The sequence below is a fragment of the Micromonospora sp. DSM 45708 genome (assembly GCF_039566955.1).
Taxonomy (GTDB): Bacteria; Actinomycetota; Actinomycetes; order Mycobacteriales; family Micromonosporaceae; genus Micromonospora.
Window position 1 is genome coordinate 997,589 of the sequence record NZ_CP154796.1, and the last position, 26,237, is coordinate 1,023,825.

General features: G+C 73.2%; 28 protein-coding genes and 2 pseudogenes. 15 read left to right on the forward strand and 15 right to left on the reverse strand.

Annotated elements, in window-relative coordinates:
* Positions 1-160 precede the first annotated feature (160 nt).
* The 8 genes from VKK44_RS04840 to VKK44_RS04875 form a co-directional block, all read right to left on the reverse strand.
* Positions 161-328 (reverse strand): hypothetical protein, encoded by a 168-nt coding sequence (locus VKK44_RS04840; RefSeq protein ID WP_343445620.1) that lies wholly within the window; start codon positions 326-328, stop codon positions 161-163.
* Positions 329-337: 9 nt separating this feature from the next.
* Positions 338-943: a hypothetical protein gene (locus VKK44_RS04845; RefSeq protein ID WP_343445621.1), complete on the reverse strand. Its 606-nt coding sequence runs from the start codon at positions 941-943 to the stop codon at positions 338-340.
* 45 nt (positions 944-988) lie between these two features.
* Positions 989-1,387 (reverse strand): Fur family transcriptional regulator, encoded by a 399-nt coding sequence (locus tag VKK44_RS04850; RefSeq protein WP_281937165.1) that lies wholly within the window; start codon positions 1,385-1,387, stop codon positions 989-991.
* Positions 1,384-1,686, reverse strand: a complete 303-nt coding sequence (locus VKK44_RS04855) for an ArsR/SmtB family transcription factor (protein WP_343445622.1) — start codon at positions 1,684-1,686, stop codon at positions 1,384-1,386. The genes VKK44_RS04850 and VKK44_RS04855 overlap by 4 nt, the downstream gene beginning before the upstream one ends.
* 34 nt (positions 1,687-1,720) lie before the next feature.
* Entirely contained in the window at positions 1,721-2,593 is an 873-nt protein-coding gene (locus VKK44_RS04860) for a metal ABC transporter permease (protein ID WP_343445623.1), read from the reverse strand.
* A 1-nt stretch (position 2,594) separates the two neighbouring features.
* The gene (locus VKK44_RS04865; RefSeq protein ID WP_343445624.1) at positions 2,595-3,359 is read right to left on the reverse strand and encodes a metal ABC transporter ATP-binding protein; all 765 of its coding nucleotides are present in this window, start codon (positions 3,357-3,359) and stop codon (positions 2,595-2,597) included.
* On the reverse strand, positions 3,356-4,297 hold the full coding sequence (locus VKK44_RS04870) for a metal ABC transporter substrate-binding protein (protein ID WP_343445625.1): 942 nt from the start codon (positions 4,295-4,297) through the stop codon (positions 3,356-3,358). The genes VKK44_RS04865 and VKK44_RS04870 overlap by 4 nt, the downstream gene beginning before the upstream one ends.
* A gap of 85 nt (positions 4,298-4,382) precedes the next feature.
* A complete protein-coding gene (locus tag VKK44_RS04875) occupies positions 4,383-4,646 on the reverse strand; it encodes a DUF6703 family protein (protein WP_343445626.1) in 264 nt (87 codons plus the stop codon).
* A gap of 27 nt (positions 4,647-4,673) precedes the next feature.
* On the opposite strand from VKK44_RS04875, the gene VKK44_RS04880 reads away from it, so the two are divergent.
* The 4 genes from VKK44_RS04880 (at position 4,674) to dusB (ending at position 8,313) form a co-directional block, all read left to right on the forward strand.
* Positions 4,674-5,015, forward strand: a complete 342-nt coding sequence (locus VKK44_RS04880) for an antibiotic biosynthesis monooxygenase family protein (protein ID WP_107155735.1) — start codon at positions 4,674-4,676, stop codon at positions 5,013-5,015.
* 25 nt (positions 5,016-5,040) lie between these two features.
* On the forward strand, positions 5,041-5,595 hold the full coding sequence (locus tag VKK44_RS04885; RefSeq protein WP_343445627.1) for an Rv0361 family membrane protein: 555 nt from the start codon (positions 5,041-5,043) through the stop codon (positions 5,593-5,595).
* Positions 5,596-5,708: 113 nt separating this feature from the next.
* Positions 5,709-7,088, forward strand: a complete 1,380-nt coding sequence (locus VKK44_RS04890; protein ID WP_343445628.1) for a glycine--tRNA ligase — start codon at positions 5,709-5,711, stop codon at positions 7,086-7,088.
* A gap of 133 nt (positions 7,089-7,221) precedes the next feature.
* Positions 7,222-8,313 carry a tRNA dihydrouridine synthase DusB gene (gene dusB, locus VKK44_RS04895; protein ID WP_343447670.1) on the forward strand — a complete coding sequence of 364 codons (1,092 nt, stop codon included), beginning with the start codon at positions 7,222-7,224 and terminating at the stop codon, positions 8,311-8,313.
* A 54-nt stretch (positions 8,314-8,367) separates the two neighbouring features.
* Here dusB and VKK44_RS04900 read toward each other — a convergent pair whose 3' ends face one another.
* Positions 8,368-9,015, reverse strand: coding sequence for a C39 family peptidase (locus VKK44_RS04900; protein WP_343445629.1), 648 nt, complete (start codon positions 9,013-9,015; stop codon positions 8,368-8,370).
* Between the two features lie 471 nt (positions 9,016-9,486).
* Positions 9,487-11,259: a family 20 glycosylhydrolase gene (locus VKK44_RS04905; protein WP_458351606.1), complete on the reverse strand. Its 1,773-nt coding sequence runs from the start codon at positions 11,257-11,259 to the stop codon at positions 9,487-9,489.
* Positions 11,260-11,570: 311 nt separating this feature from the next.
* On the opposite strand from VKK44_RS04905, the gene ppdK reads away from it, so the two are divergent.
* The 10 genes and pseudogenes from ppdK to VKK44_RS04955 all read left to right on the forward strand — a co-directional run bounded on the left by ppdK (position 11,571) and on the right by VKK44_RS04955 (position 22,019).
* Positions 11,571-14,306, forward strand: a complete 2,736-nt coding sequence (gene ppdK, locus VKK44_RS04910) for a pyruvate, phosphate dikinase (protein ID WP_343445630.1) — start codon at positions 11,571-11,573, stop codon at positions 14,304-14,306.
* Between the two features lie 113 nt (positions 14,307-14,419).
* Entirely contained in the window at positions 14,420-14,767 is a 348-nt protein-coding gene (locus VKK44_RS04915) for a VOC family protein (RefSeq protein WP_343445631.1), read from the forward strand.
* Positions 14,764-15,993 (forward strand): deoxyguanosinetriphosphate triphosphohydrolase, encoded by a 1,230-nt coding sequence (locus VKK44_RS04920; protein WP_343445632.1) that lies wholly within the window; start codon positions 14,764-14,766, stop codon positions 15,991-15,993. The genes VKK44_RS04915 and VKK44_RS04920 overlap by 4 nt, the downstream gene beginning before the upstream one ends.
* 43 nt (positions 15,994-16,036) lie before the next feature.
* On the forward strand, positions 16,037-16,870 hold the full coding sequence (locus tag VKK44_RS04925; RefSeq protein ID WP_343445633.1) for a siderophore-interacting protein: 834 nt from the start codon (positions 16,037-16,039) through the stop codon (positions 16,868-16,870).
* 270 nt (positions 16,871-17,140) lie between these two features.
* Positions 17,141-17,389: pseudogene (locus tag VKK44_RS30935) on the forward strand (BCCT family transporter); the annotation flags it as partial.
* Between the two features lie 44 nt (positions 17,390-17,433).
* Positions 17,434-18,408, forward strand: a complete 975-nt coding sequence (locus VKK44_RS04935) for an ABC transporter ATP-binding protein (RefSeq protein ID WP_343445635.1) — start codon at positions 17,434-17,436, stop codon at positions 18,406-18,408.
* Positions 18,405-19,256 (forward strand): ABC transporter permease, encoded by an 852-nt coding sequence (locus VKK44_RS04940; RefSeq protein WP_343445636.1) that lies wholly within the window; start codon positions 18,405-18,407, stop codon positions 19,254-19,256. Before VKK44_RS04935 ends, VKK44_RS04940 begins: the two co-directional genes overlap by 4 nt.
* Positions 19,257-19,266: 10 nt before the next feature.
* Positions 19,267-19,518 carry a helix-turn-helix transcriptional regulator gene (locus VKK44_RS04945; RefSeq protein WP_343445637.1) on the forward strand — a complete coding sequence of 84 codons (252 nt, stop codon included), beginning with the start codon at positions 19,267-19,269 and terminating at the stop codon, positions 19,516-19,518.
* Positions 19,519-19,590: 72 nt separating this feature from the next.
* Positions 19,591-21,483: a DNA primase gene (dnaG, locus tag VKK44_RS04950; RefSeq protein ID WP_343445647.1), complete on the forward strand. Its 1,893-nt coding sequence runs from the start codon at positions 19,591-19,593 to the stop codon at positions 21,481-21,483.
* Positions 21,483-22,019, forward strand: a complete 537-nt coding sequence (locus tag VKK44_RS04955) for a hypothetical protein (protein WP_343445649.1) — start codon at positions 21,483-21,485, stop codon at positions 22,017-22,019. Before dnaG ends, VKK44_RS04955 begins: the two co-directional genes overlap by 1 nt.
* Before the next feature lie 177 nt (positions 22,020-22,196).
* On the opposite strand, the pseudogene VKK44_RS04960 reads toward VKK44_RS04955, so the two are convergent.
* Positions 22,197-22,292, reverse strand: a pseudogene (locus tag VKK44_RS04960) (prevent-host-death protein); the annotation flags it as partial.
* Positions 22,293-22,424: 132 nt separating this feature from the next.
* Here VKK44_RS04960 and VKK44_RS04965 point away from each other — a divergent pair.
* The gene (locus VKK44_RS04965; RefSeq protein WP_343445650.1) at positions 22,425-22,964 is read left to right on the forward strand and encodes a GNAT family N-acetyltransferase; all 540 of its coding nucleotides are present in this window, start codon (positions 22,425-22,427) and stop codon (positions 22,962-22,964) included.
* A 20-nt stretch (positions 22,965-22,984) separates the two neighbouring features.
* Here the strand turns inward: VKK44_RS04965 and VKK44_RS04970 are convergent, their stop codons facing one another.
* The 4 genes from VKK44_RS04970 to VKK44_RS04985 all read right to left on the reverse strand — a co-directional run bounded on the left by VKK44_RS04970 (position 22,985) and on the right by VKK44_RS04985 (position 26,155).
* The gene (locus VKK44_RS04970) at positions 22,985-23,419 is read right to left on the reverse strand and encodes a type II toxin-antitoxin system VapC family toxin (protein WP_343447671.1); all 435 of its coding nucleotides are present in this window, start codon (positions 23,417-23,419) and stop codon (positions 22,985-22,987) included.
* Positions 23,419-23,664 carry a FitA-like ribbon-helix-helix domain-containing protein gene (locus VKK44_RS04975; protein WP_343445651.1) on the reverse strand — a complete coding sequence of 82 codons (246 nt, stop codon included), beginning with the start codon at positions 23,662-23,664 and terminating at the stop codon, positions 23,419-23,421. The genes VKK44_RS04970 and VKK44_RS04975 overlap by 1 nt, the downstream gene beginning before the upstream one ends.
* 128 nt (positions 23,665-23,792) lie before the next feature.
* A complete protein-coding gene (locus VKK44_RS04980) occupies positions 23,793-25,853 on the reverse strand; it encodes an NACHT domain-containing protein (RefSeq protein WP_343445652.1) in 2,061 nt (686 codons plus the stop codon).
* 56 nt (positions 25,854-25,909) lie between these two features.
* Positions 25,910-26,155: a flavin reductase gene (locus VKK44_RS04985; protein ID WP_343445653.1), complete on the reverse strand. Its 246-nt coding sequence runs from the start codon at positions 26,153-26,155 to the stop codon at positions 25,910-25,912.
* Positions 26,156-26,237: the final 82 nt, after the last annotated feature.

Below are 26,237 nucleotides of genomic sequence, written 5' to 3' on the forward strand. Positions count from 1 at the left end.
GCCCGGAGCCCGGAGCCCGGAGCCCGGAGCCCGGAGCCCGGAGCCCGGAGCCCGGAGCCCGGAGCCCGGAGCCCGGAGCCCGGAGCCCGGAGCCCGGAGCCCGGAGCCCGGAGCCCGGAGCCCGGAGCCCGGAGCCGCGGCTGCGGGAGGGGGCAAGACGTCAGCGGGCGATGGCCCAGGCGATCACCGCGGCGAGGATCAGGCCGTTGAGGGCGGCCAGCACCAGGTAGGCCGCGGGCGGAATCTTGCGGCCCTTGCGGACGAAACTCACCAGCACGCCCGCGTAGGCCAGCAGCAGCACGGCCACGACGATCAGGAAGTACAGCACCGGAACACCCTACCGGCCGGTGCGCAACCCCAGTCCGCGCAGCTCCAGCGCGGCGAGCGCGTCGACGGTGGCGTCGTCGCCGCGCCGCCAGGCCTCGGCCACGTCCGGTGCGATCCGCTGGAGCTTCGACAGCGGCTGACCGGCGAGCGCGCGCAACGCCAGCAGGTCCCGGCCGGCCGGCGCGGTGGCCATCGCCTTCGCCGCGCCGGCCCGGCGCATCCAGCGCACCCGCAGCGGCAGCCAACCGAAGAGCACCAGGCCGAGCGGGAACACCAGCACCGCGACGGTCAACGCGAGCGCCAACTGACCGACCAGCTCCTGCTGGTCCCGGCCGGCCTCGGCCATCGCGCGCGCGGCATCGGCGGCCCGGGTGAAGGGGGCGGTCAACTCGTCGCCGACCAGCGGCACGCGGCCCACCTTGCCGCCGGCGTCGGCCAGGTTGTCGGCGAGGCCGCCGCCGGCGCCCTCCAGCTTCTGCCCGGGTACGGCGAGCTTCTCGACCAGGTCGTGCAGCCAGAGCGCGAAGCGGATCGCCGCGTACACCCAGACGACCACGAGCAGGTCGGTCAGGAGCTGACGGAGGGCGGTCGGAAAACGGTCGGCGTAGATCTTCACGCCGGACAGCCTGCCACGGCGCGGCCCCGGCGGCACCGGTCGGATTTACCGGCCGGCGCAGGCCGGGCAGGTGCCGAAGATCTCCAGGGTGTGGCTGACCTCGGTGAAGCCGTGCTCGGCGGAGATGCGGTCCGCCCACTTCTCCACCGCCGGCCCGGCCACCTCGACGGTACGACCGCAGCCCCGGCAGACCAGGTGGTGGTGATGCCCGTCGTCGCTGCACCGTCGGTAGAGGTGCTCGCCGCCGGGCGGGCGCATCACGTCGATCTCGCCGGCGTCGGCGAGCACCTGCAACGTCCGGTAGACAGTGGTCAGCCCGATCCGGTCGCCCCGTCGGCGCAGCATGGCGTGCAGGTCCTGGGCGCTGTGGAAGCCCTCGACCTCGTCCAGCAGCGCGCTCACCGCGCTGCGTTGCCGGGTGGTACGCGGGGTGCCGGTGGTCATGCCGGTCCCTCCCCGGCGTGGCTGACCGCGTCCGCCACGATGTGCGCGACGTGCTCGTCGACAAGCGCGTACGCGATCTCCCGGCCGCGTCGCGAGCCGCGCACCACCCCGGCGCCGCGCAGCACCCGCAGGTGCTGGGAGACCAGCGGCTGCGGGGCGCCGAGCGTCTCGACCAGCTCGTGCACGCAGCGCTCACCCTCGGCCAGCTCGCTGACGATGGCGAGCCGGATCGGGGCCGAGAGGGCGCGCAGCAGCTCGCCCGCGCCCTCGAAGGCGTCGTACCCGTTGGTGCTCGTCACCCCGTAACGATAACCACTGCCGGTTGGGGCGCTCTCATCCGAGCAGCACCTCGTGCTCGGCCGGCTCGACCGCGGACGTGGCCGACGCCGGCCGGCCGCGGCGCAGCTTCCGCACGCCGGCCGCCAGCAGCGCCACCACCAGGAACGAGCCGATCGCCACCAGCACCACCGAGGCGCCGGGCGCGGTGTCGGCGGTGGCGGCCACCCACACCCCGGTCCCGGCGGCGAACAGGCCCAACGCCATGGCCGCCGTCATGGTGGACCGGAAACCGCGGGTCACCTGCTGGGCGGTGGCCACCGGCACCACCATCAACGCGCTGATCAGCAGCACCCCGACCGCCCGCATGGCGATGGTCACGGTCACCGCGGTGCCCACCGCGATGAGCAGGTTCAGCGCCCGCACCGGCAGGCCGGAGACGCGTGCGTACTCCTCGTCGTGGCAGACCGCGAACAGCGCCGGGCGCAGCAGCAGCATGGTCACCAGCAGCACCGCGCCGAGCACGCCGATGGTGACCACGTCCGCCGGCGACGTGGTGGTCAGGGACCCGAACAGGTACGCGTTGAGCGACCCGCTGCTCGCGTCGGAGAGCCCGACCAGCATCACGCCGCCGGCGATGCCGCCGTAGAACAGCAGCGCCAGCGCGAGGTCGCCGGAGGTGCGCCCGTACGCGCGGACCAGCTCGATGACGACCGCGCCGAGCGTGGCGGCGAGCACCGCCACCAGCACCGGGGAGCGGTTGAGCAGCAGCCCGGCGCCGACGCCGGTGAGCGCCACGTGCCCGATGCCGTCGCCGATCAGCGCCAGCCGGCGCTGCACCAGGTAGATGCCGAGCGCCGGCGCGGCCAAGCCGATGACCAGCGCGCCGACCAGGGCGCGGAGCATGAAGTCGTACTGGAAGAGATCCATCTCAGATGCCTGTCCAGAGCCCGGCGGGCTCCTCGTCGCAGTGCGGGTGCACGTGCTCGTGGTCCGGGTCGGCGTGGTGGCCGGCCGGCTCGGGCACCGCGCCGTCGTGGGCGATCCCGCCCTGGTGCACCACCACGGCCCGGCTGATCAGCGGGCGCAGCGGCCCCAGCTCGTGGGCGACCAGCAGCACCGTGCCGCCGCCGTCGCGGAACGCGTGCAGCGCCCCGGCGAACGCCTCCTGGCTGGCTGCGTCCACCCCGGCGGTCGGCTCGTCGAGCACCAGCAGCTCCGGGCCACCGGCGAGCGCGCGGGCGATCAGGACGCGTTGCTGCTGGCCGCCGGAGAGCGTGGCCACCGGGTCGCCGGCCCGGTCGGCGAGCCCGACCGCGCGCAGCGCCTCCGCCACCGCCTCCCGGTCCGCCCGCCCCGCCGGGCGGAGCACGCCCCGGCGGGCCAGCCGCCCGGACGCCACCACCTCGGCCACCGTGGCGGGCACCCCGCCGCCGGCGCCGAGCCGCTGCGGGACGTACCCGATGCGGTGCCACTGCCGGAAGCGGCGCTGCGGCGTGCCGAACAGGGTGACCGATCCGGCGCCGAGCGGCACCAGGCCGAGCGCGGCGCGGACCAGCGTCGACTTGCCGGAGCCGTTGGCGCCGAGCACGGCGACCACCTCACCGGCGGTCAGCGTCAGCGAGACGTCGCGCAGCACCGGCCGGCCGTCGTAGCCGACGGTCGCGTGCACGATGTCGATCACGGGTGGGGTCATGAGCAGTCCAGGGCGGTTCGCAGGGTCTGGAGGTTGGTACGCATCGCGGAGAGGTAGTCGCCCTCGGCCGGTGGGCCCTCGATCGGGTCCAGGACCGCGGTCCGTGCCCCGACCGTCCGGGCGATCGTCTCGGCGACCTTCGGGCTGACCAGCGTCTCGAAGAAGATCGTGGTGGCCCGGTGCTCGCGGGCCTCGTTCGTGACCTCGGCGAGCCGCTGCGGGGAGGGCTCGGACTCCGGGGTGAGGCCGGTGAGCCCGATCTGCTCCAGCCGGTAGTGCTCGGCCAGGTAGCCGAAGGCGGTGTGGCTGGTCACGATCTCCCGGCGCTGGCAGGTGCGCAGGCCCTCGGCGTACTCGGTGTCGAGCGTGGCAAGCTCGGCGCGCAGCGCGCCGGCCCGGGCGGTGTAGTCGGCGGCGTGGTCCGGGTCGACCGTGCCGAGGCGCTCGGCGAGCTTGTCGCCGACGGTGGCCAGCCGGGTCGGGTCGAGCCAGAGGTGCGGGTCCTTGCCGCTGTCCTTCTCCTCGTGGCCGGCCTCGCCCTCGTGGTCGTGGCCGCCGGCGGCGGCGTCGAGCAGCGGGGTGACGCCGGCCACGTCGAACGCGCGGTCCCCGCCGTTCTGCTCGACCGCCTCGTCCACGGCCGGCTGGAAACCGGTCAGGTAGACGATCAGCTCGGCGTCGACCACCTGGCCGACCTGGCGGGGGTTCAGCTCCAGGTCGTGCGGCTCCGCGCCGGGCTTGGTCAGGTTGCCGACCGCCACCCGGTCGCCGCCGATCCGTTCGGCCAGGAACTGGAGCGGGTAGAACGCGGCCACCACGTCGACCCGATCGGGGTCCTTGCCACCGCCGTCGCTGTCCGAGCAGGCGCTGAGCCCGCCCACGGCGAGCAGGGCGGCGGTGGCGGCGGCCAGGGCGCGGGGGGTGGCACGAACGGTCATGGGAGCAACTGTCCGCGATAACGAAAACTATTGTCAAAAACGCATGCTTGCATGTCAGCGTGGGTCGGCCCGGCCCGGCGCCGGCTCAACCGACCGTCAGCTTGGCCAGCGCCACCGCGATCAGCAGGGTGAGCATCAGCAGCCGCAGCACCCGGGTCGCCGGTGCCTGCACCGGCCAGGTGACCGTCATCAACCCGACCAGCCCGGCCGCCAGCACCAACAGCAGGACGCCGCCGGCCGGGCCGGGCGCGAACAGGCCGACCAGCACCAGCACCAGCGCGGCGAGGAACACCGTCGTCGGGTTGAGCCGGGCCAACCGGGACAGCACGGGACTCTGCGTACGCTGCATGCCACAAACTCTACGAGGAGGAACGCCGTGCTGGTCACCAACCGGTTCGTGGTGGACGCCGAAACGGCTGACGAGTTCACCCGGGAGGCGCACGCCGCGCTGGCCGCGCTCGCCGCCCGCCCCGGCTACCTGCGCGGCGAGCTGCTCCGGGCGCTCGACGACCCGGCCCACTGGTGCCTGCTCACCGAATGGGAGTCGGTCGGGGCGTACCGGCGGGCGCTGGGCGGGTTCGACGTCAAGGTCACCGCCGTGCCGCTGCTCGCCCGGTCGGTGGACGAGCCGTCGGCGTACGAGACGCTCGCCAACGCCGCCCCGCAGGGCGAGATCGTCGTCGTCGCCAGCGATCGTGCCGCAGGCCCGTACCGCTGAGTCCCGGGGCACTACCCTGGCGCGTATGACCGCTCCCGGACCGGCCGCGCCACCCCCGCCACCCGTGCCGCCCGGCACGCCGCCGGCCGTCCCGGCGGACCCCGGCGTACCCGCGCCGCCCTCCGGTCCCGGCGTCGCGCCGCCGTTCGCCGCCCCGCCCACCGAGGGCGGACGGGCCCGGCTCTGGCTCGGCCTCGGCGTCGGCGCGCTGGCCGTGGTGCTCTGCTGCGGCGGGGGCGGCGCGGCCGTGGTCGGGCTGGCGGTGAGCAACGTGCAGGCGGTCGGGGAGCAGGGCCGGGCGGTCACCGACGACTACTACCAGGCGCTGGTCGCCCGCGAGTGGTCCAAGGCGTACGACAGGCTCTGCGACGACGCCCGGCGACGCGAGTCCCGGCCGGAGTTCGAGCGGCGGGCCGCCACCGAGCCGCAGATCTCCGGCTACCGGGTGGGCAAGGTCGACACCACCACGCTGACCGTGCCGGTGGACGTCACGCTGGCCGGTGGGCGGCGGGAGGCGCAGACCGTCACGCTGGCGCCCGACCGGCAGACCGGCGGCATGGAGGTCTGCGGGGTGAGCTGACCGGCCCCCGGTATTCTGCTGGGCTCGGGGCCGAGGCGGTCGTACCGTGGTCCCGAACAGCCCGGTTCCATCCATCTAGACCGCGCCGACCGCCAGCCGGCGTAGGAGGAAACATGCCAGCCGACCGTATCGACGCCGTCGTCAGCCTCGCCAAGCGCCGGGGCTTCGTCTTCCCCTCCAGTGAGATCTACGGGGGCACCCGGTCGGCGTGGGACTACGGTCCGCTCGGCGTCGAGCTGAAGGAGAACGTCCGCCGGCAGTGGTGGCGGAGCATGGTCCAGCAGCGCGACGACGTGGTCGGCCTCGACTCGGCGGTCATCCTGGCCCGCAAGGTCTGGGAGGCCAGCGGCCACATCGCCGAGTTCGTCGACCCGCTGACCGAGTGCCAGTCCTGCCACAAGCGGTTCCGCGCCGACCACCTGGAAGAGGCGTACGAGGCCAAGCACGGCAAGCCGCTGACCTCGCTGACGGAGCTGAACTGCCCCAACTGCGGCAACAAGGGCACCTTCACCGAGCCGAAGATGTTCAACGGCCTGATGAAGACCTACCTGGGCCCGGTGGAGAGCGACGAGGGCCTGCACTACCTGCGCCCGGAGACCGCCCAGGGCATCTTCGTCAACTACAAGAACGTCGAGACGGTCGCCCGCAAGAAGCCGCCGTTCGGCATCGCGCAGACCGGCAAGTCGTTCCGCAACGAGATCACCCCGGGCAACTTCATCTTCCGGACCCGTGAGTTCGAGCAGATGGAGATGGAGTTCTTCGTCGAGCCGGGCACCGACGAGCAGTGGCACGAATACTGGCTCTCCGAGCGCTGGAACTGGTACCTCGACCTCGGCCTGTCCGAGGAGAACCTGCGCTTCTACGAGCACCCCAAGGACAAGCTCTCCCACTACTCGAAGCGCACCGTCGACATCGAGTACAAGTTCCGGTTCGGCGGCACCGAGTTCGCCGAGCTGGAGGGCATCGCCAACCGCACCGACTTCGACCTCTCCACGCACAGCAAGCACTCCGGCGTCGACCTGTCGTACTTCGACCAGACGAAGCAGGAACGCTGGATGCCGTACGTGATCGAGCCGGCCGCCGGCCTCACCCGCGCGGTGCTGGCGTTCCTGCTCGAGGCGTACGACGAGGACGAGGCCCCGAACACCAAGGGCGGCGTGGACAAGCGCACCGTGATGCGTTTCGACCCGCGGCTGGCCCCGGTCAAGGTGGCGGTGCTGCCGCTGTCCCGCAACGAGGCGCTCTCACCGAAGGCCAAGCAGCTCGCCGCCGACCTGCGTAAGCGCTGGGTGGTCGAGTTCGACGACTCGCAGGCGATCGGCCGCCGCTACCGCCGTCAGGACGAGATCGGCACGCCGTTCTGCGTCACCGTCGACTTCGACACGCTCGACGACAACGCGGTGACCGTCCGGAACCGGGACACCATGGCCCAGGAGCGCGTCGCGCTGGACCAGGTGGAGCGCTACCTGATCGAGCGCCTCCCCGGCTGCTGAGGAGGTAAGGCGGGGCCCCGACCGATCGGTCGGGGCCCCGTACACTTGTCCGGTGACCGCCCCGACCCTGCCCGCGCTGCGCCCGCTGACCCTTGGGCCGCATGAGGTGTGGCCGCCGGTGGTGCTCGCGCCGATGGCCGGGATCACCAACGTCGGCTTCCGGTGGCTCTGCCGCGAGCAGGGCGGCGGCATCTACGTCTGCGAGATGATCACCACCCGGGCGCTGGTCGAGCGGAACCCGAAGACGCTGCGCATGATCGCGTTCGGCGCCGACGAGCACCCCCGCAGCCTCCAGCTCTACGGCACCGACCCGGAGATCACCGCCGCCGCCGTGCGGATCGTGGTTGAGCGGGACCTCGCCGACCACATCGACCTGAACTTCGGCTGCCCGGTCCCGAAGGTCACCCGCCGGGGCGGCGGCTCGGCCCTGCCGTGGCGACGCCGGCTCTTCGCCCGGCTGGTCCGGGCCGCGGTGGACGCCGCGTCACCCGCCGGGGTGCCGGTCACGGTCAAGATGCGCAAGGGCATCGACGACGACCACCTGACGTACGTCGAGGCCGGGCTGGCCGCCCAGGACGCCGGCGTGGCAGCGGTCGCCCTGCACGGGCGTACGGCGGCGCAGCGCTACTCGGGCACCGCCGACTGGGACGCGATCGCCACGCTCAAGGCGGCGCTGGACGTGCCGGTGCTCGGCAACGGCGACATCTGGGAGGGCGAGGACGCGCTGCGGATGGTCGCCCACACCGGCGTGGACGGCGTGGTGGTGGGGCGCGGTTGCCTGGGCCGGCCGTGGCTCTTCGCCGACCTGGAGGCCGCGTTCGACGGCCGTACCGACCGGCGGTTGCCCACGCTGGGCGAGGTGGCGGTGACCATGCGGCGGCACGCCGAGCTGCTGGTGGAGCAGTTCGTCGCCGGGGCCCGCAACCCGGCCCGGGGTGAGCGGGACGGCTGCACCGACTTCCGCAAGCACGTGGCCTGGTATCTGAAGGGCTTTCCGATCGGCGGGGAGCTGCGCCGCTCGCTCGCCATGATCGAGAGCCTGGCCCAGCTCGACGACCTGCTCGGCAAGCTCGACCCGGAGCTGCCCTTCCCGGTCGAGACGCTCGGCCAGCCGCGCGGCCGGACCAACTCCCCGGGCAAGGTCTTCCTGCCTGACGGCTGGCTGGCCAGCCGTGACGACGACACCCCGCCGGACGGCGCCGAGCTGGACGACTCCGGCGGCTGATCCCGGTACGCCGAAGGGCCCGACCCCGGTGGGGTCGGGCCCTTCGTCACTTGGTCAGGAGCTGTAGCCGCGGCTGGCGATCCAGTGCGCCAGGGCGTCCACGTCCATCCGGTAGGAGGCCTGGTCCGGGTTCGCCGAGTCGGCGATCGTCACGACCTTCCCGCCGTCGCGGTAGCCCACCACGCTGATGTAGTGGCCACCCTCGAAGGAGTGGACGTTGCCGTCGGTGTCGGTCGCGGTGCCGGCGATGTTGGCCACCACGGCCCGGCCGTCGTCCACCGCGCGCACGATGTCGCCGCGCAGCTTGTCGACCTTGTCACCGGCCTTGTCGACCGGGATCTCGGTGGACTTGTAGACGTCCTTGCCGGTCTCCTTGTTCAGGATCGGGGTGATGTCGTTGATGCTGTTGGTGCCGGCCTCGGTGGTGCCCATCTCCTTGGCCATGGCGTCCACGTCGATGTTCTTGCCCTGCACGCTGAGCGCGTTGCGGGCCGCGGCCGGGCCGCAGAAGTAGAAGTTGGGCTGGGCCTCGTAGCGCACGTCCAGCTCCCGCTCGCCGTGGCCCCGACGGTCGGTCGTGACCTGGGCGGCGCGCTCGGCGGGGGCGGCCTGGGCGGCGATGGCGGGGCCGGCGATGCCACCGGCGGTGGCGACGATGCCGGCAGCGGTCAGCACGGTCTTGCGCAGCAGAGTGGTAGCCATGATCAGTTGCCTCTCTGTCGGGGGTGCGCGGCGATCGGGGGATGCCGCGGAAGTGTGGTAGCCAGCGACGGGCGGCCAGGGGCCTGCTCCGGCGGCTCGGGGATGTAACGACCGGCGGCCCGAGGTCATTCCCCGCCGTTCGCGGCGGGGTCGGCGGGCGGATGCGGCGCGGTCAGCCAGGTACAACGCCCCCGCCCCGGTGTCGATTCCGCCGTGGCGGTGGCGCCGACCACCATCCGGAACCCGACATGTCACGCTCGGACGCCGGAACGTGACGGCGTCCGGCCCGGGTACGCGGACACGTGCCTACGAACTTGATGGCGTGGATGGATCAGACCCGGGGTGAGTCGTTTACGCCATCAGGTTCGTAGGCCGTCGACGAGCCACCCGTGGCCCGCCCGAGCCCCTCGGGCCCGGGTCGCCGACCGCCCGGTGGACCGAACTCGGCGGGGATGTCGGGTTTCGGGCGGATCAGGCCACGGCGTCGGTTGGGTCGGGGGCGGGCTGGCGGGGGATTCCGGTGGTCGCGGAGTGCGGCCAGGGGATCTCCGGGGAGGGGTGGAAGGTGATGCCGGCGGTGGCCCAGCGCGGCCCGTGGCCGGCGAGCCGGGCCCGGAACCCGGCCCAGTCGTGCGTCGAGCGGGGGGACCAGCCCAGCTCGGCGACGGCGGGCAGCCGGGGGAAGAGCATGAACTCGACCTCGGCGCGGGTGGTGACCGACTCGGTCCACAGCGGCGCCTCCACGCCCAGCACCGCCTCGGCCGGTACGCCGTGGAGGTGGCTGGCCGGGTCCCAGTCGTACGCGCGCCGCACGTCGACCAGGCCCGCCCAGTCGTGGCCGATGGGGGTGTCCGGGGCGTACTTCATGTCCAGGTAGGCGTGGTTGCCGGGGGAGAGGATCAGCCGGGCGCCACGGCGTACCGCGTCGGCCGTCTCGGGGTCGTCGCCGTTGGTGCCCCACCACTGGAGGACGCGCCCCTCGACGTGTCCGGCCGGGGCGAGCTGGTGCCAGCCGACGACCGTCTTCCCGGTGGCGGCGACCAGGGCCTGGGCCCGCTCGACGAAGGCGCGGTAGTGCTCCGCCGGCACCTTGAACGCCTCGTCGCCGCCGAGGTGCAGCCACGGGCCGGGGGTCAGCGCGGCCACCTCGCCGAACACGTCGGCGACGAAGGCGTACGTCCGCTCGTCGGCGGGGTCGACGTAGCTGAACCCGACGTCGGTGCCGGTGTACGGCGGTGGCGCGATCCTGCCCGGCGCCAGCTCGGGGTACGCGACCAGCGCCGCGTTGGTGTGCCCCGGCAGGTCGATCTCGGGCACCACCGTCACGTGCCGGCGGGCGGCGTACGCGACGATGCGCCGGTAGTCGTCCCGGGTGTACCAGCCGCCGGGGCCGCCGCCGACCTCGGTGGCGCCGCCGACCTCGGCGAGTCGGGGCCAGGAGTCGACGGCGATCCGCCACCCCTGGTCGTCGGTGAGGTGCAGGTGCAGGTGGTTGAGCTTGTACCGGGCCAGGTGGTCGACCACCCGCAGCACGTCCGGGACGCCGAAGAAGTGCCGGGCGACGTCGAGCATGGCGCCCCGGTAGGGGAAGCGCGGCCGGTCGACGATCGTGCCGCCGGGCACCGTCCAACGTTCGGCGACCGGGGTGGCGCTCTCGACCGCCGCGGGCAGGAGCTGCCGCAGCGTCTGCGCCCCGTGGAACAGCCCGGCCGGCGTGTCGGCCGTGATCCGGACGCCGGCGGCGGTGACGTCGAGGCGGTAGCCCTCGTCCCCGAGCGCCGCGTCGCCGGCCGGGCCGTCGCCGGCCGGGCCGTCGCCGGCCGGGCCGTCGCCGGCCGGGCCGTCGCCGGCCGGGCCGTCGGCCGGCGGGGCCGGGGCCGGTGAGCCCGCGGGCGCGGTGGCCGCCGAGACGGTGAGCGTCAGCGGGGCGTCCGGCCCGGGATCGGCCTGGTCGGTCACCGGGAGGGGGAAGCCGGTGGGCGGGCGCAGCCAGCCGGCGAGCTGTTCGGCCACGTCCCGGCCGGCGGCGCTGACCCGCACTGCCGCGTCCGGCGGCAGGGTGTAGTCGCCCGCCGGGTCGGGGTGCGCCCGTTCGGGGGCCGGCACGACGTCGGCGAGGCGGACCGGCGCGGGCGGGGCGAGCCGCTCGGCGGCCCGCTGGGCGGCGACGCGGGCCAGCTCGGCGGTTGCCGGCGACACGCCGGGCAGGGGGCCGGTCTCGGGGGCTACGGGGTGGGTCGACACGGCGACGGCTCCGAGGGGTGTATTCGTGCGGGATATGGCAAAGGTCAGGTTCGGCGAAATCCAGTGCCGTCAAGGGTACGAGGGGATTTGGAATTGCGTGATCCTGCGCGTGGAAGCGTTCCCAAAAACCGGTACGGACGTGGGCAGTGGTGACTGTTGTGCCGATCGTCACCGAACGGTCCCAGGTCCCGCGAAATTCGCTTAACCTTCGCCCACCGATCGCTGACGAGCCGGGATTACCGGTGGTCGCTCCCGGGGTATGTCCGAACTGAACCTTCGTTAAGTGTCAATGGCGCGCGTGGGAGGCTCTGGTGGCAACGCAGGAAACGGTCGAGCACAAGTACGTCTACGACTTCGCCGAAGGCAACAGGGACCTCAAGGACCTGCTGGGCGGCAAGGGCGCCAACCTGGCCGAGATGACCAACCTCGGCCTGCCCGTCCCACCCGGCTTCACCATCACCACCGAGGCCTGCCAGGCGTACCTGACGACCGGGCGCGAGCCGGACGGGCTGGCCGGGCAGATCGAGGCGCACCTGGAGTCCCTGGAACGCGAGATGGGCCGCCGGCTCGGCGACCCGGACGACCCGCTGCTGGTCTCGGTCCGCTCCGGCGCCAAGTTCTCCATGCCCGGCATGATGGAGACCGTCCTCAACGTCGGCCTCAACGACCGCAGCGTCGAAGGACTCGCACGACAGGCCGGCCGCGGTGCCGACCAGGCCGCCTCCGGCGGCGCAGACCGGTTCGCCTGGGACTCCTACCGCCGGCTGATCCAGATGTTCGGCAAGACCGTCTGCGAGGTGCCGGGCGAGGAGTTCGAGCACGCGCTGGACGAGGCCAAGCACGCCAAGGGCACCCGCGACGACCTCGACCTGGACGCCGACGACCTGCGCGGGCTGGTCGACGCGTACAAGAAGATCTTCGCCAAGCACACCGGGCGGGAGTTCCCGCAGGAGCCGCGCGAGCAGCTCGACCTGGCCATCCGCGCGGTCTTCGAGTCGTGGAACGCGGAGCGGGCGATGCTCTACCGCCGGCAGGAGCGCATCCCGGCCGACCTGGGCACCGCGGTCAACGTGGTGAGCATGGTGTTCGGCAACCTCGGGCCGGACTCCGGCACCGGCGTCGCGTTCACCCGCGACCCGGGCAGCGGCGCGCAGGGCATCTACGGCGACTACCTGGCCAACGCCCAGGGCGAGGACGTGGTGGCGGGCATCCGCAACACCGTGCCGTTGCAGGAGTTGGAGCAGCTCGACAAGACCTCCTACGACGAGCTGCTCGGGATCATGGCCCGGTTGGAGGAGCACTACAAGGACCTCTGCGACATCGAGTTCACCATCGAGCGCGGCAAGCTCTGGATGCTCCAGACCCGGGTCGGCAAGCGCACCGCCGCCGCCGCGTTCGTCATCGCCGGCCAGCTCGTCGACGAGGGCCTGATCGACCTGGACGAGGCGCTGCACCGGGTCAACGGCGCGCAGCTCGCCCAACTGATGTTCCCGCGCTTCCAACTCGACCACGACGTCCCGCCGGTGGCCCGGGGCATCGGCGCGTCGCCGGGCGCCGCGTCCGGCAAGGTGGTCTTCACCTCGGCCCGCGCGGTCGAGCTGGCCGCCGAGGGGGAGTCGGTGATCCTGGTCCGCCGGGAAACCAACCCGGACGACCTCACCGGCATGATCGCCGCCAAGGGCATCCTCACCTCGCGCGGCGGCAAGACCAGCCACGCCGCCGTGGTGGCCCGGGGCATGGGCAAGACCTGCGTCTCCGGCGCCGACGAGCTGGAGGTGAACGTCCCGGCGAAGAAGTTCACCGTCGGCGGGCACACCGTCGGCGAGGGCGACGTGGTCTCGATCGACGGCACCACCGGCAAGGTCTACCTGGGCGAGGTGCCGGTCGTGCCGTCCGAGGTGGTGCAGTACTTCGAGGGCAGCCTCGACCCGGAGCACATCGACAACCCGCTGGTCCGCGCCGTACACCGGATCATGACGCACGCCGACGCGGCGCGGCGGCTGCGCGTGCGGACGAACGCCGACACCGGCGCGGACGCCGCGCGGGCCCGGCGCTTCGGCGCCGAGGGCATCGGCCTGTGCCGCACCGAACACATGTTCCTCGGCGACCGCCGGGAGCTGGTCGAGCGGCTCATCCTCGCCGAAGGTGGGCGGGAGCGGGAGGACGCGCTCGCCGCGCTGCTGCCGCTCCAGCGGGCCGACTTCGTGGAGATCTTCCGGGAGATGGACGGCCTGCCGGTCACGGTGCGGCTGATCGACCCGCCGCTGCACGAGTTCCTGCCCCCGCTGGAGCAGCTCGCGGTCAACGTCGCGGTCGCCCAGGAGCGCGGCGAGGACGTGGCCAAGGAGGAGGCGCTGCTCTCCGCCGTCCGGCGGATGCACGAGGAGAACCCGATGCTGGGCCTGCGCGGGGTCCGGCTCGGCCTGGTCATCCCCGGCCTGTTCGCCATGCAGGTCCGCGCGATCGCCGAGGCCGCCGTCGCGGTCGCCCGGGACGGCGGGACGGCCTGTCCGGAGATCATGGTGCCGCTGGTCGGCGCCGTGCAGGAGCTGGAGACGGTACGCGCGGAGGCCGAGAAGATCATCGCCGAGGTGGTCGGCGACAGCGGCGTCGAGGTGCTGATCGGCACCATGATCGAGGTGCCCCGGGCGGCGCTGACCGCCGGGCAGATCGCCGAGGCGGCCGAGTTCTTCTCCTTCGGCACCAACGACCTGACGCAGATGGCCTGGGGCTTCTCCCGCGACGACGTGGAGGGCGCGTTCTTCTGGCGCTACCTGGAGCTGGGCATCTTCGGCATCTCGCCGTTCGAGTCGATCGACGCCGACGGCGTGGGTCGGCTGGTCCGGATCGCCGCCGAGGAGGGCCGGGCGGCCCGCCCCGGGTTGAAGCTGAGCGTCTGCGGCGAGCACGGTGGCGACCCGGACTCGGTGCACTTCTTCCACGAGGTGGGCCTGGACTACGTCTCCTGCTCGCCGTTCCGGGTGCCGGTGGCCCGGCTGGAGGCCGGCCGCGCGGCCATCAGCACCACCGGGTCCGACTCGCGCTGAGCGCGGCCGGGCGGGGCCGACGGTCGATACCGGAGGCCCCGCCCGGCGCGCCTTTCCGGCCACCCGGGCGTAACCTGAGCTTCCGCCACGTGTCGATCAGGAGGGGTGGCCGCATGACCGCCGTCTGGGAGAACCTGACCGTCGACGCCCGGGACCCGTCCCGGCTCGCCCGCTGGTGGGCCGAGGCGCTCGGCTACCAGGTGATCACCGACAAGCCGGACGAGGTGGAGATCCGCCGCACGCCGGACACGCTCCCCGGCCTGGTCTTCGTCCCGGTCTCCGGGCCGAAGCAGGGAAAGAACCGGCTGCACGTCGATCTGCGCCCGGCCGACCTGGAGGCCGAGGTGGAACGGCTCGTCGACATGGGCGCGCGGCACGTCGACGTCGGGCAGGGAGAGGCGGGGTGGACGGTGCTGGCCGATCCGGAGGGCAACGAGTTCTGCGTCCTGCCACCGCGTTGACCGACGACGCGGCGCGGCTGGTCGCCGAGGCGCCGAAGGACACCGGGTACGGGCGGTCGCCGTTCGAGCGGGACCGGGCCCGGGTGCTGCACTGCGCGGCGTTCCGCCGGCTGGCCGCGAAGACCCAGGTGCACGCCGCCGGCACCGACGACTTCCTGCGTACCCGGCTGACCCACTCGCTGGAGGTGGCGCAGATCGCCCGCGAGATGGGCGCCCGGCTCGGCTGCGACCCCGACGTGGTGGACACCGCCGGGCTGGCCCACGACCTGGGTCACCCGCCGTTCGGGCACAACGGCGAGTACGCGCTGGACGAGCTGGCCGCCGCGGCCGGCGGGTTCGAGGGCAACGCCCAGACGCTGCGGGTGCTCAGCCGGCTGGAGGCCAAGGTGATCGCCCCGGACGGGCGGTCCGCCGGCCTCAACCTGACCCGGGCCGCGCTCGACGCGGTGAGCAAGTACCCGTGGCCGCGCCGCCCCGGCGAGCGCAAGTTCGGCGTGTACGCCGACGATCGGCCGGTCTTCGACTGGCTGCGCGCGGGTGCCCCGCCCGGCGACCGGCGCTGCCTGGAGGCCCAGGTGATGGACTGGGCCGACGACGTGGCGTACTCGGTGCACGACGTCGAGGACGGCATCCACGGCGGCTACGTCGACCTGCGCCCGCTGCTGGCCGAGGAGGACGAGCGGCGCGCGCTCTGCGCCGACGTGGCCGCCACCTACTCCGGCGAGGCGCCGGAGGACCTGGGCGGGGTGCTGGCCGAGCTGCTCGCCGATCCGGTGCTCGCCCCGCTCGCCGCGTACGACGGCAGCCACCGGGCGCTCGCCGCGTTGAAGGCCACCACCAGCGTGCTCACCGGCCGGTTCGTGTCGAGCGTGGTGGCCGCCACCGAGGCGCGTCACGGTCCCGGCCCGCACCGCCGCTATGCCGCCGACCTGGTGGTGCCGCGCCGGATCCGGGCGCAGTGCGCGTTGCTCAAGGGCATCGCGTTGCGGTACGTGATGCGGCGGCCGGGTGCCAGTGGCCGCTATGACCGGCAGCGGGAACTCCTCACCGAGCTGGTCGCCGCGTTGCTCGACCGGGCACCGGACGCGCTCGACGAGGTCTTCGCCCCGCTCTGGCGGGACGCCCCGGACGACGCCGCGCGACTGCGCGTGGTGATCGACCAGGTCGCCTCGCTCACCGACCCGGCCGCGCTGGCCTGGCACGCCCGGCTGGTGTCGTCGAGCTGACCGCCCGACCGGCCCGGCCGGAAAGTGAGGGTAGCCTAAGCGTATGACGGATCGCCCGAAGACGCTCACCGCCGCCACGGTCGTCCGGACCACGCGGCCCACCCCGCACCTGATCCGGCTCGTGCTGGGCGGCGACGGGCTGACCAGCCTGCCGGTGGGCGCGTACACCGACCACTACGTGAAGTTCGTCTTCCCGCCGGCCGGGGTGACCTACCCGTACCCCACCGACCTGGCCGCCATCAAGCGCGAGTTCCCGGCGTCGCAGTGGCCGCGGCTGCGCGCGTACACGGTGCGGGCGTTCGACCCGGTGGCCGGCGAGCTGACCGTGGACGTGGTCCACCACGGCGAGGAGGGGCTGGCCGGCCCGTGGGCGGCCGGCCTGCGCCCCGGCGACCGGGTGCTGTTCACCCGGCCCGGCGGCGCGTACGCGCCGGACCCGACCGCCGACTGGCACCTGCTGGCCGGCGACGAGAGCGCGCTGCCGGCGATCGCCGCCGCGCTGGAACGGCTGCCGGCCGGCGCGCCGGCCCGGGTCTTCGTCGAGGTCGAGGGGCCGGCCGACGAGCTGCCGCTGGCCAGCGCCGGCGCGGTCGAGCTGCGCTGGCTGCACCGGGCCGGCCGACCGGCCGGGGAGGCGTTGGTCGAGGCGGTCCGGGCGTTGGAGTTCCCGCCCGGCCGGGTGCACGCGTTCGTGCACGGCGAGGCCGGCGCGGTCAAGGAGCTGCGCCGGCTGCTGCGGGTCGAGCGCGGCGTGCCCCGGGCGGACCTGTCCATCTCCGGTTACTGGCGGCGCGGCCTGGACGACGAGGGCTGGCGCTCCACGAAGCCGGCCTGGAACGCCGAGGTCGAGGCCGAGGAGGCCGCCGTCCCGGCCTGACCCGGCTCCTGAGGCGTTCCGCCCCGCCGTGGCGACCGGGCCGCCCAGGATGGGGGCATGGCGGAACAGGTGGGCGAGCGGCCCGCGACGCAGCCGGCCGACCTGGTGGTGCTCGGGCTGGGCGTGGCCGGCGTGCTGGCCGTGGTGGCGTGGGGCGTGTTCGCCCGCGGGTCGCTGGCGTCGTTCGGCGCGGCGGGGCTGAACTGGACGATCGACACGTTCGGCTGGTTCTTCGTGGTCGCCGCCGACGCGTTCCTGGTGCTCGCGGTGGCGGCGTTGCTGCTGGTCGGCGGCCTGGACGCGTTGCAGCAGGCCACCATCCTGGTGGCGTTGCCGTTCGTGGTGGTGATGCTGGGCCTGGCGGTGGCCCTGGTCCGGGAGATGGCCGCCGATCCGGTGCTGCGGGCCGGGGCCCGCCCGCGCCGGTCCGGCCTGGCCGCCGCGGTGCGCGCGGCCCGTTCGTACGAGGAGGAGGATCCGCCGCCGGTGACCCGGTGGCTCCACCGTCCGCGCGAGTGAGTGCGTCTACCTCGATATGTAGTAGAAGTGCTACATTCCGAGGCATGACTGCGGTCGAACTTTCGGGGGCGGTCGCGGCCCCCCGGCCTCCCGACGAGGATCTCGTCCTCGACGTCCGCGACCTGCGCATGCGCTACGGCACCGTCGACGTGCTGCACGGCGTCGACCTCACCGCCCGGCGCGGCGAGGTGGTCGCGCTGCTCGGGCCCAACGGCGCCGGCAAGACCACCACCATCGAGATCCTGGAGGGCTTCCGGCTGCCCTCCGCCGGCACCGTACGGGTGCTCGGCGTCGACCCGGCCCGTGGCGACGAGCGCTGGCGTGCCCGGCTCGGCGTCGTGCTCCAGTCCTGGCGCGACCACGGCAAGTGGCGGGTCCGGGAGCTGCTCACCCACCTCGGCGACTTCTACGCGCCGTACGCGACCGCCCGGACGCCGCGTCCCTGGCCGGTCGACGACCTGCTGGCCACCGTGGGGCTGGCCGCGCACGCCGGCGCCCGGGTGGCCCGGCTCTCCGGTGGGCAGCGCCGCCGGCTCGACGTGGCGGTCGGCATCGTGGGGCGGCCGGAGCTGCTCTTCCTGGACGAGCCGACGGTCGGGTTCGACCCGGCCGCCCGGCGCGAGTTCCACGAGCTGGTGCACCGCCTCGCGGACCTCGACGAGACCACCATCGTGCTGACCACGCACGACCTGGCCGAGGCGGAGAAGCTGGCCGACCGCATCCTGATCCTGGCCGGCGGCCGGATCATCGCCGAGGGCTCGCCGGACCAGCTCGCCCGGCGCGTCGCCGGGGACGCCGAGGTCCGCTGGACCCGCGACGGCGAGCGCTACGTGCACGCCACCGCCGACGCCACCGCGTTCCTGCGTGACCTGCTCCGCGAGCACGGCGACCGGGTCCGGGAGTTGGAGGTGCGCCGGGCCAGCCTGGAGGACGCGTACCTGGCGCTGGTGCACGAGGAGGAGACCGGCATCCGCACCGGCCGGGCCGAGCGGGTGTGGCAGCAGGAGGCGACGCGATGAACCCGACCACCACCGCGCTCCGGGCCGGGCTGCGGCGCGGCCTGATCGAGCTGCGCGCGACGTTCACCAACGGCCAGGACCTGTGGAACTACTTCTTCCCCACGGCGGTGCTGCTGGTCGCCATGTTCTTCATGCGCGGCTCGACCGTGCCCGGCACCGACTTCTCGCTGGGTGCCCGGACGCTGCCCAGCGCGCTCGGCATGGGCCTGCTCTTCGGCGGCCTGCTCGGGCTGGCCCAGCAGCTCATCGTCGACCGGGAGGACGGCACGCTGCTGCGGGCCAAGGCGATCCCGAACGGGATGCTCGGCTACCTGGTCGGCAAGCTGGTGCTGATCTCGGCGATCTCGCTGATCGGCGTGGTCATCCAGCTCGTGCCCGGCCTGTTCTTCCTGGACGGGCTGCGGCTCGGTGACCCCGCCGCCTGGCTCACCCTGGCCTGGGTGGTGCCGCTCGGGCTGGTGGCGACGCTGCCGCTGGGCGCGGTGATCGGCTCCGTGATCGAGAATCCGCGCAACATGGGCCTGGTGGTGCTGCCCATCTTCGGCCTCATCGCGCTGTCCGGCATCTTCTACCCGATCAACGGCCTGCCCGGCTGGCTGCAAGGCGTCGCCCAGATCTTCCCGCTCTACTGGCTAGGCTTGGGCATGCGCTCGGCGCTGCTCCCGGCCGACCTGGCGGCGGTCGAGCTGGGCGGCTCCTGGCGACACCTGGAGACGCTGGGTGCGCTCGGCGCCTGGGCGGTGCTCGGGCTGGTGCTGGCCCCGGTGGTGCTGCGCCGGATGGCCCGCCGGGAGTCCGGCTCGCGGGTCGCGGCCCGCCGGGAGCGGGCCATGCAGCGGGTCGGATGAGAGGGCGTCGATGAGCGAGACCGTGCACAACCGGATCGCGGTGCTGCGCGCCGAACGGGGCGTCTCCCGCCGGCAGCTCGCCGACGCGCTCGGGGTGCACTACCAGACCGTCGGCTACCTGGAACGCGGTGAGTTCCGGCCCAGCCTGCACCTGGCGCTGCGCATCGCCGCGTACTTCGAGGTGCCGGTCGAGGTGGTCTTCTCCATCGAACCGTTCCCCCGGATCGGCGACGCCGCGGCCCGGGTCGGCCGCCCGGCGTGAGCCGGCGGGACGGGCGGCGTCCGCCACACGTCCGTCCCCCCGGCCGCCGGATCGTCGGTCCGGCAGGGCAGGATGTACGCCGAGGAGGTGGCGGTCATGGCGGGGCGGATCCGGGACGAGGACATCGCGTTGGTCCGCGAGCGCACCGCCATCGCGGACGTCATCTCCGAGGTGGTGACGCTCAAGTCGGCCGGGGGTGGCAACCTCAAGGGGCTCTGCCCGTTCCACGACGAGAAGAGCCCTTCGTTCAACGTGTCGCCCGCCCGCAACGTGTTCTACTGCTTCGGCTGCGGCGTCGGCGGTGACGCGATCAAGTTCCTGATGGACGCCGAGCATCTCGGCTTCATCGAGTCGGTCGAGAGCCTCGCCGCCCGCGCCGGCATCCAGCTTCGCTACGTCGAGGACGACCGGTCGACCCCGCGTGCCCGGCCGCAGCAGGGGCAGCGGCAGCGCCTGGTGGCCGCGCACGCCGCCGCCGTCGAGTTCTACCGGGCCCAGCTCACCACCGCCGGCGCCCGCCCGGCCCGGGAGTTCCTGGCCCGGCGGGGCTTCGACCGGGCCGCCGCCGAGCGCTACGGCTGCGGCTTCGCCCCCGACGGGTGGGACCTGCTCACCAAGCACCTGCGCCAGCAGGGCTTCAGCCACGACGAGTTGGTCACCGGCGGCCTGTCCCGCCCGGCCCGGTCGGGCTCGCTGATCGACCGGTTCCGCCGCCGCCTGATGTGGCCGATCCGGGACATCACCGGCGACGTGATCGGTTTCGGCGCCCGCAAGCTGTTCGACGACGACGACGGCCCGAAATACCTCAACACCCCCGAGACGCCGATCTACAAGAAGTCGCACGTCCTCTACGGCATCGACCAGGCCAAGCGGGAGATCGCCAAGCAGGGCAAGGTGGTGGTGGTCGAGGGCTACACCGACGTGATGGCCTGCCACCTCGCCGACGTCCCGACCGCGGTGGCGACCTGCGGCACCGCGTTCGGCGGCGACCACATCTCGGTGCTGCGCCGGGTGCTCTTCGACAGCGACGAGCGGGCCGGGGAGATCATCTTCACGTTCGACGGCGACGCCGCCGGCCAGAAGGCCGCGCTGCGCGCGTTCGAGGACGACCAACGCTTCGTCGGGCGCACGTTCATCGCGGTCAGCCCGGACAACATGGACCCGTGCGACCTGCGGCTGGCCAAGGGCGACCTGGCCGTCCGCGACCTGGTGGCCCGCCGCGAGCCGCTCGTCGACTTCGCGCTGCGGCACGTCATCAACCGGTTCGACCTCGACACCGTCGACGGCCGGGTCGAGGCGATGCGCCGCGCCGCGCCGCTGGTCGCGAAGATCAAGGACCGGGAGAAACGCCCGGAGTACGTCCGCAAGCTCGCCGGCGACCTCGGCATGGAGATCGAGCCGGTGCAGCGCGCCGTGCTGGCCGCCGCCAACGGGCAGCCGGCCAACGGTCGGCCCGCGCCGACGCGCCCCGGCCCCGCCACGCCCGCCGTGGACAGTCCCCGCTCCATGGTGGAGCGGGAGGCGCTGAAGCTGGCGTTGCAGGAGCCGGTGCTGGCCGGCCCGATGTTCGACGCGGTCGAGGCCACCGACTACCAGCATCCGGTGCACGCCGCGGTGCGCGTCGCCGTCGCCGAGGCCGGCGGGGCGGCCGGCGCCACCAGCGGTGCGGTCTGGATCGAGCGGGTCCGCGACGCCTGCGCCGACCTGGCCGCCCAGGCCCTGGTGGGGGAGTTGGCGGTGGAGCCGTTGCGCATCGACGGCGAGCCCGACCCGAGGTACGTCTCGGTCACCATGGCCCATTTGCAGTGGAGTTCGGTCACCGGCCGGATCCGCGACCTCAAGTCGAAGATCCAGCGGGTCAACCCGGTGAGCAACAAGGACGAATACTTCGCCCTGTTCGGGGAGCTGCTCTCGCTCGAACAACACGCGCGGGCCCTGCGCGAGCAGGCCGCCGGAGGACTGTGATGGGACTCTTCCGCCGCCGCTCGAAGCTGCCGCCGGCCGGCCGCCCGCCGCTCGCCGCCGACGAGCGGGTGCTCGCCTGGGCCGCTGCCGGCAACGGCGAGGGCGACGGCGTGCTGGTCGCCAGCAACCGTGGGCTCTGGCTGCCCGGCCGCGCCGAGCGCCTCGGGTGGCACGACGTCCTCAAAGCGGTCTGGTCGGGCCGTGAACTCACCGTCACGCCGGCCGAGCCGGTCACCGAGCGGGACGGCTACCTGGTGGTCGCCGACGCCCCGGCCGAGACCCACCTGCTGCTCGATCCGGGGGAGCTGCCGCACCAGGTCCGGACGCGGGTGACCGGCTCGGTGGCGTACACCGCGCACCACCCGGTGCCCGGCGGCGCCGGGCGGATCGCGGCCCGGCGGGTGCCCGGCGTGGACGGTCTGACCTGGACGGTCCGCTACGACCCGGGCACGCCGGCCGACGACGAGGCGGTGGTCGCCGAGACCGGCCGCCTGGTGGCCGAGGCCCGGGCCGCCGCCACGCCCGCCGACGTCTGACCGCGACCGCCGCGGGTTCGCGTGGATGGGCCTGAGCCTCTTTCGGGCATCACGTGTGGACCGAAGCGTCCGATCACACCTTGAGGACGTCCACGTCGTACATCGACGCGTCGCGGGAGGCGAGGGTCGGGTCGCCGGTGATGGCCCAGAGCGCGACGTGAGTGTCCAGCAGCAGGTTCATGCGCCGATGCCGAAGTCGTCGGCGATCTCGGCGTTCGTCTGCGGCGAATCCCAGTCACCGGAGAGGTCCAGTTGGCCGGCGAGAGAGCCGACCGGGCGCAAACCTCCTGGCTAAGCTAAGGGGCTAGTTTAGCCTGCTCAGCCGCATGAGCGCCGCATTCGTAGCGGGAGCGGGTCACCGGTAATCCGGTCGTGGGGTTCGAAACTGGCTGTTAGCGTCGCGGGATGTTCGCCACCGACCGGGTCCGGTTGCGCCCGCCCACGCCCGACGACGCGCCGAACATCTTCCGGCTCGACGCCGACCCCGAGCTGCACCTGCTCACGGACGACGGGCCGTTCCTGCCGCGCCACGTCGGCCAGGTCCGGGCCCGGCTGGAGAAGCAGGTCACCGATCCGCCCGAGGGTCACACCTCGGTGTCGCTGCTGGCCGAGACGGTCGCCGACGGCACGTATCTCGGCGGCTGCGCGCTGTGGGGGATCAGCGCGTTCGAGCGGTTCGCCCACCTCGGCATCTCGCTGGTCCCCGAGGCGCGTGGGCAGGGCTACGGGACCGAGGTCATCCGGCTGCTCTGCCGGTACGGCTTCCGCAGCCGCAACCTCCGCCGGCTGGAGCTGGAGACGCTGGCCGGCAACACCGCCATGCGGCGCACCGCCGAGGCGTGCGGCTTCGTCCACGAGGGCACCCAGCGGGAGCGCGCGTACGACGGCGACGGCTTCTCGGACCTGGTGTTCTACGGCCTGCTCCGGAGCGAGTGGACGCCCTGACATTCGTGCGTGTCTGCGGCTCAGGGCTTCTCGGCGACGCTTTCCTGCCAGGGATCGGTGACCTCGATGCCGGTATCAGCGAAGTCCTTGGTGTTCCGGGTGGCAAGTGTGGCGGCCTGGGTGCGGCAGATGGCGGCGATCTGGGCGTCGAACCCGTCTATCGGGCGGCCGAGCATTTCCCGACCGGCCACCACGTCGGCGTAGGCGCCGGCCGCCGCGAGGTCGAAGGGCAGCACCTGGCGGGGGAAGGCGGCGAAGATCTCGTTGGCGGACTGGTGCAGCGATTCCCGGCGCTGGCCCTGCGGCAACCGGGCGATGCCGAAGCGGATCTCGGCGACGGTGACGGCAGTGGTGTAAAGGCCGGTGCTGGAGCTGCGGCGGAGCCACGTGAGGACCGCTGGCGCGGGCTCGGCCCGCATCAGCTCGGAGACGACGTTGGTGTCGAGAACGATCATCACTCGGGCAGGCTCGCCGGGCGGGGTGACGTGGAACGAGCCGGCAGGTCCAGGTCGACTCCGCCGAGCCTGGTGAATCGGTCGGCGAGTGCGCTGAACAGATCGGTCCCCGGTTCATCCTCGGCGACGGCCGCGGTGAGGATGTCCCGGATCTCGGATTCCATGGATCTGCCGTGTCGCGCGGCGCGGATGCGCAACTTCTCCCGCACCGCGTCATCGAGATCTCTGATGCTGAGGGATGCCATCGAGCTTCCTCCGGCCCTAGCTGATGAGAGCAATGCTAGCACTCGGTGGTGGCCCGCTCCGGTATCCGCCGTGTTCAGCTTCGTGAAGGCGGCGCTGACGGGCAGCCTCATCCCGGTAGAGGTGCGGGTCACGCGACCCGCGCCGCTCCCTCGTCCCAGGTCTCGGCCAGGTGGCGTTGGATCTCCCGGTGCGGGAAGCGCAGCGCGCTGCCGTTGGCCTCCAGGAGGAGACGCTCCCGCGCCCAGTCGAGGAAACCGAGATAGTCCTTCGGGCCCCGACCGGTGCGACGGAGCGCCCGGAAGAGATTGGCGTACTGCCGGGCGGGGACGCCGCCGCAGATGTCCGAGCACGCGAACATGAGGCAACTCGCCATCATGGCTACGGCGAACAGGCCGAACGTCATGCTCCGCGCGCCGAGCACCACCGGGACGCCCAGCACGAGCGCGAGCGGCAGGCCGACCAGCAGCGCGCCCCGGCGGGCCCGGCGCCGTGACCCGCGCAGCCGCATGCCGGGTGGCAGGCCGGCCTGGTCCGGCGCGCTGGTCGGGGTGATGGCGTAGGCGAACATCGCCACCGGCGTGCTGAGCAGCATGTAGGCCACGACGCGGAGCACCCCGTTGTCGGCCGCGTTGACCGCGGCCCACGCGCCCAGCGTGACGAACGGCACCACGACCAGCGCCGGGAAGGCCCAGGACCAGCGGAGCCGCCATACCAACCGGATCGGCTCGGTCGTCGACGAGTGGTGGATGTGCGCGTTCGTCACTGCGGCCATGCTCGACGTCATGAAGGTGAGCGTCGGCGCGGCGATCTCGATGGTCCCACCCTCGACCACCAACAGGTACGCGGCCACCATGTAGAACACGAGGAGCACCGGATCCCGCGCCGGTGGCTTGATCTTCTCCATTTCGCTGACGTCCCGGATCCAGTCGACCGGCAGGCGGTCCACGTAGAACTCCGTCTGACCGTGGCGCGTCATCCACGTCGCCAGCCAGGCCAGCCAGCGGTGTGCGTCGTCGTGGGCGAAGCCGCCCCGGCGGCCCCCGCGCCGACGCAGGAGGGTGGCCACGTAGACCGCCATGAGGTGCCTGCGGCGTTCACTCGGCGTCCCCTCGCTGACCAGGTCGGCGTGCGCGTCGACTGAGGAGACCCGGGCCACGATCCCCAACATGATCACCGACCGCATCATCGACCACCACTTCCGGTCGGTGGCCGGCACGTCCCGCACCGAGAGGGCCGCGGGCGTGCCCAGCCCGGTCAGGAACTCCTGGACCCGCTCCCGGGTGGGGCGAAGGACCTCGACGGCGTAGGTGATGCCGGTCGGCGTGGTGAGCCCGTCGAAGTCCTCGGTGCGGCAGGCGGCGGCCAGTGGGCAGGAGCCGGCGGCCAGGAACGCGTCGATCTCACGCAGCGCCCGCCTGCGATGGCGCACGGTCGGGATTTCGTCGAGGCCGTCCAGGAGCACGGCCAGCGCGCGATCCTCGATCAGCTCCCGTGCCAGGTCCGGGCCGATGCCGGGATAGGTGTCGACGATCGCGTCGGCCAGCCACTGCTCGAACGACCGCCGCTCGTCGGCCCAGGAGGTCAGGTTCACCAGCACGGGAACGCACGGGGTGGCATCGTCCGGGGCCACCCGTTCGCACAGGTCGAGGCAGAGCCGGGCGAGCAGGGTGCTCTTGCCGCTGCCGCCCGGGCCGAGCAGGAGCAGCGCCTGGCCGGTTTCGTCGAAGATCGTCGCGAGGGGCTCCTCGTGGACCTTCGGCCGGCCCGCCTCGCCGATCGCCGCGTCCGGCAGCGCGTCGGGGTGCCGGACCAGGTCGGGTCGAGACTCGGTGACGAGGGGCAGTTGGGGGACCGCGCCCAACGCCCGGTCCAGGGCGGACCGCATGGCGGCCGTCACCCGGGCGAGCGCCTGCCGGCGTTCCTTCGCGCGCCGTTCGGGGGACCGTCTGGCCTGCGCCGTCTGCTGCCGCAGTTGCAGGGCGGTGAACAGGAGCGCCAGCGCGGCGCAGCCGAGGAAGACGCCGATCACCAACGGTCTGGGCAGACCCAGCTCGGCGATGTATTCGCTCACCAGGTTGGTGGAGACCCCGACGAGGATGAGCAGGACGGCGCTCGCCAACCCGAGCGTCAGCACCAGGCGGTGGCCCTGCGGCCCGCGACCATACGACGAGAATTGGCGTCCCATCATCCCCCGCGACAATCTCGGCGGCTGCTGACGCCCAGCATATCGAAGAGTGTGCCCGTTCAGCGGGCCCGCGCCCAGCCGACGAAGCGCTGCCACAGGCCCTGAGCGGTGGTGCCGTCCCGGTCGACGGTCAGGTCGGCGGTGGCCTCGCACAGCAGCGTGCCGAGATGGACCAGCAGCGCGATCCGGTCCTCGCGGTACTCACCGAGCAGCGCCAGCCGGGCGGGGGAGCACGGCCACGCCGCGCCGCAGATCCGGCAGCGCCAGGACGGGCGTGCCGCGACGTGCGGACGGTACCGGGGCATGGGCGTACCTCCGTCGCAGTGGGAGGGGGCGTCGACGGACCTCGTCGTGCGCCGACGCCCCGGCCTGGTTCCGCCCGCCGTC

Excerpts from the sequence above, each read along its gene's own strand:
- VKK44_RS04945 (WP_343445637.1), top strand. The coding sequence starts at position 19,267 with ATGAGCGAGACCGTGCACAACCGGATCGCGGTGCTGCGCGCCGAACGG.
- VKK44_RS04975 (WP_343445651.1), bottom strand. The coding sequence starts at position 23,664 with ATGGCATCCCTCAGCATCAGAGATCTCGATGACGCGGTGCGGGAGAAG.
- VKK44_RS04970 (WP_343447671.1), bottom strand. The coding sequence starts at position 23,419 with ATGATCGTTCTCGACACCAACGTCGTCTCCGAGCTGATGCGGGCCGAG.
- VKK44_RS04940 (WP_343445636.1), top strand. The coding sequence starts at position 18,405 with ATGAACCCGACCACCACCGCGCTCCGGGCCGGGCTGCGGCGCGGCCTG.
- VKK44_RS04985 (WP_343445653.1), bottom strand. The coding sequence starts at position 26,155 with ATGCCCCGGTACCGTCCGCACGTCGCGGCACGCCCGTCCTGGCGCTGC.
- dnaG (WP_343445647.1), top strand. The coding sequence starts at position 19,591 with ATGTACGCCGAGGAGGTGGCGGTCATGGCGGGGCGGATCCGGGACGAG.
- VKK44_RS04870 (WP_343445625.1), bottom strand. The coding sequence starts at position 4,297 with ATGACCGTTCGTGCCACCCCCCGCGCCCTGGCCGCCGCCACCGCCGCC.
- VKK44_RS04865 (WP_343445624.1), bottom strand. The coding sequence starts at position 3,359 with ATGACCCCACCCGTGATCGACATCGTGCACGCGACCGTCGGCTACGAC.
- VKK44_RS04860 (WP_343445623.1), bottom strand. The coding sequence starts at position 2,593 with ATGGATCTCTTCCAGTACGACTTCATGCTCCGCGCCCTGGTCGGCGCG.
- VKK44_RS04850 (WP_281937165.1), bottom strand. The coding sequence starts at position 1,387 with ATGACCACCGGCACCCCGCGTACCACCCGGCAACGCAGCGCGGTGAGC.
- VKK44_RS04900 (WP_343445629.1), bottom strand. The coding sequence starts at position 9,015 with ATGGCTACCACTCTGCTGCGCAAGACCGTGCTGACCGCTGCCGGCATC.
- dusB (WP_343447670.1), top strand. The coding sequence starts at position 7,222 with ATGGCCGGGATCACCAACGTCGGCTTCCGGTGGCTCTGCCGCGAGCAG.
- VKK44_RS04955 (WP_343445649.1), top strand. The coding sequence starts at position 21,483 with ATGGGACTCTTCCGCCGCCGCTCGAAGCTGCCGCCGGCCGGCCGCCCG.
- VKK44_RS04875 (WP_343445626.1), bottom strand. The coding sequence starts at position 4,646 with ATGCAGCGTACGCAGAGTCCCGTGCTGTCCCGGTTGGCCCGGCTCAAC.
- VKK44_RS04980 (WP_343445652.1), bottom strand. The coding sequence starts at position 25,853 with ATGATGGGACGCCAATTCTCGTCGTATGGTCGCGGGCCGCAGGGCCAC.
- VKK44_RS04935 (WP_343445635.1), top strand. The coding sequence starts at position 17,434 with ATGACTGCGGTCGAACTTTCGGGGGCGGTCGCGGCCCCCCGGCCTCCC.
- VKK44_RS04885 (WP_343445627.1), top strand. The coding sequence starts at position 5,041 with ATGACCGCTCCCGGACCGGCCGCGCCACCCCCGCCACCCGTGCCGCCC.
- VKK44_RS04890 (WP_343445628.1), top strand. The coding sequence starts at position 5,709 with ATGCCAGCCGACCGTATCGACGCCGTCGTCAGCCTCGCCAAGCGCCGG.
- VKK44_RS04925 (WP_343445633.1), top strand. The coding sequence starts at position 16,037 with ATGACGGATCGCCCGAAGACGCTCACCGCCGCCACGGTCGTCCGGACC.
- VKK44_RS04915 (WP_343445631.1), top strand. The coding sequence starts at position 14,420 with ATGACCGCCGTCTGGGAGAACCTGACCGTCGACGCCCGGGACCCGTCC.
- VKK44_RS04965 (WP_343445650.1), top strand. The coding sequence starts at position 22,425 with ATGTTCGCCACCGACCGGGTCCGGTTGCGCCCGCCCACGCCCGACGAC.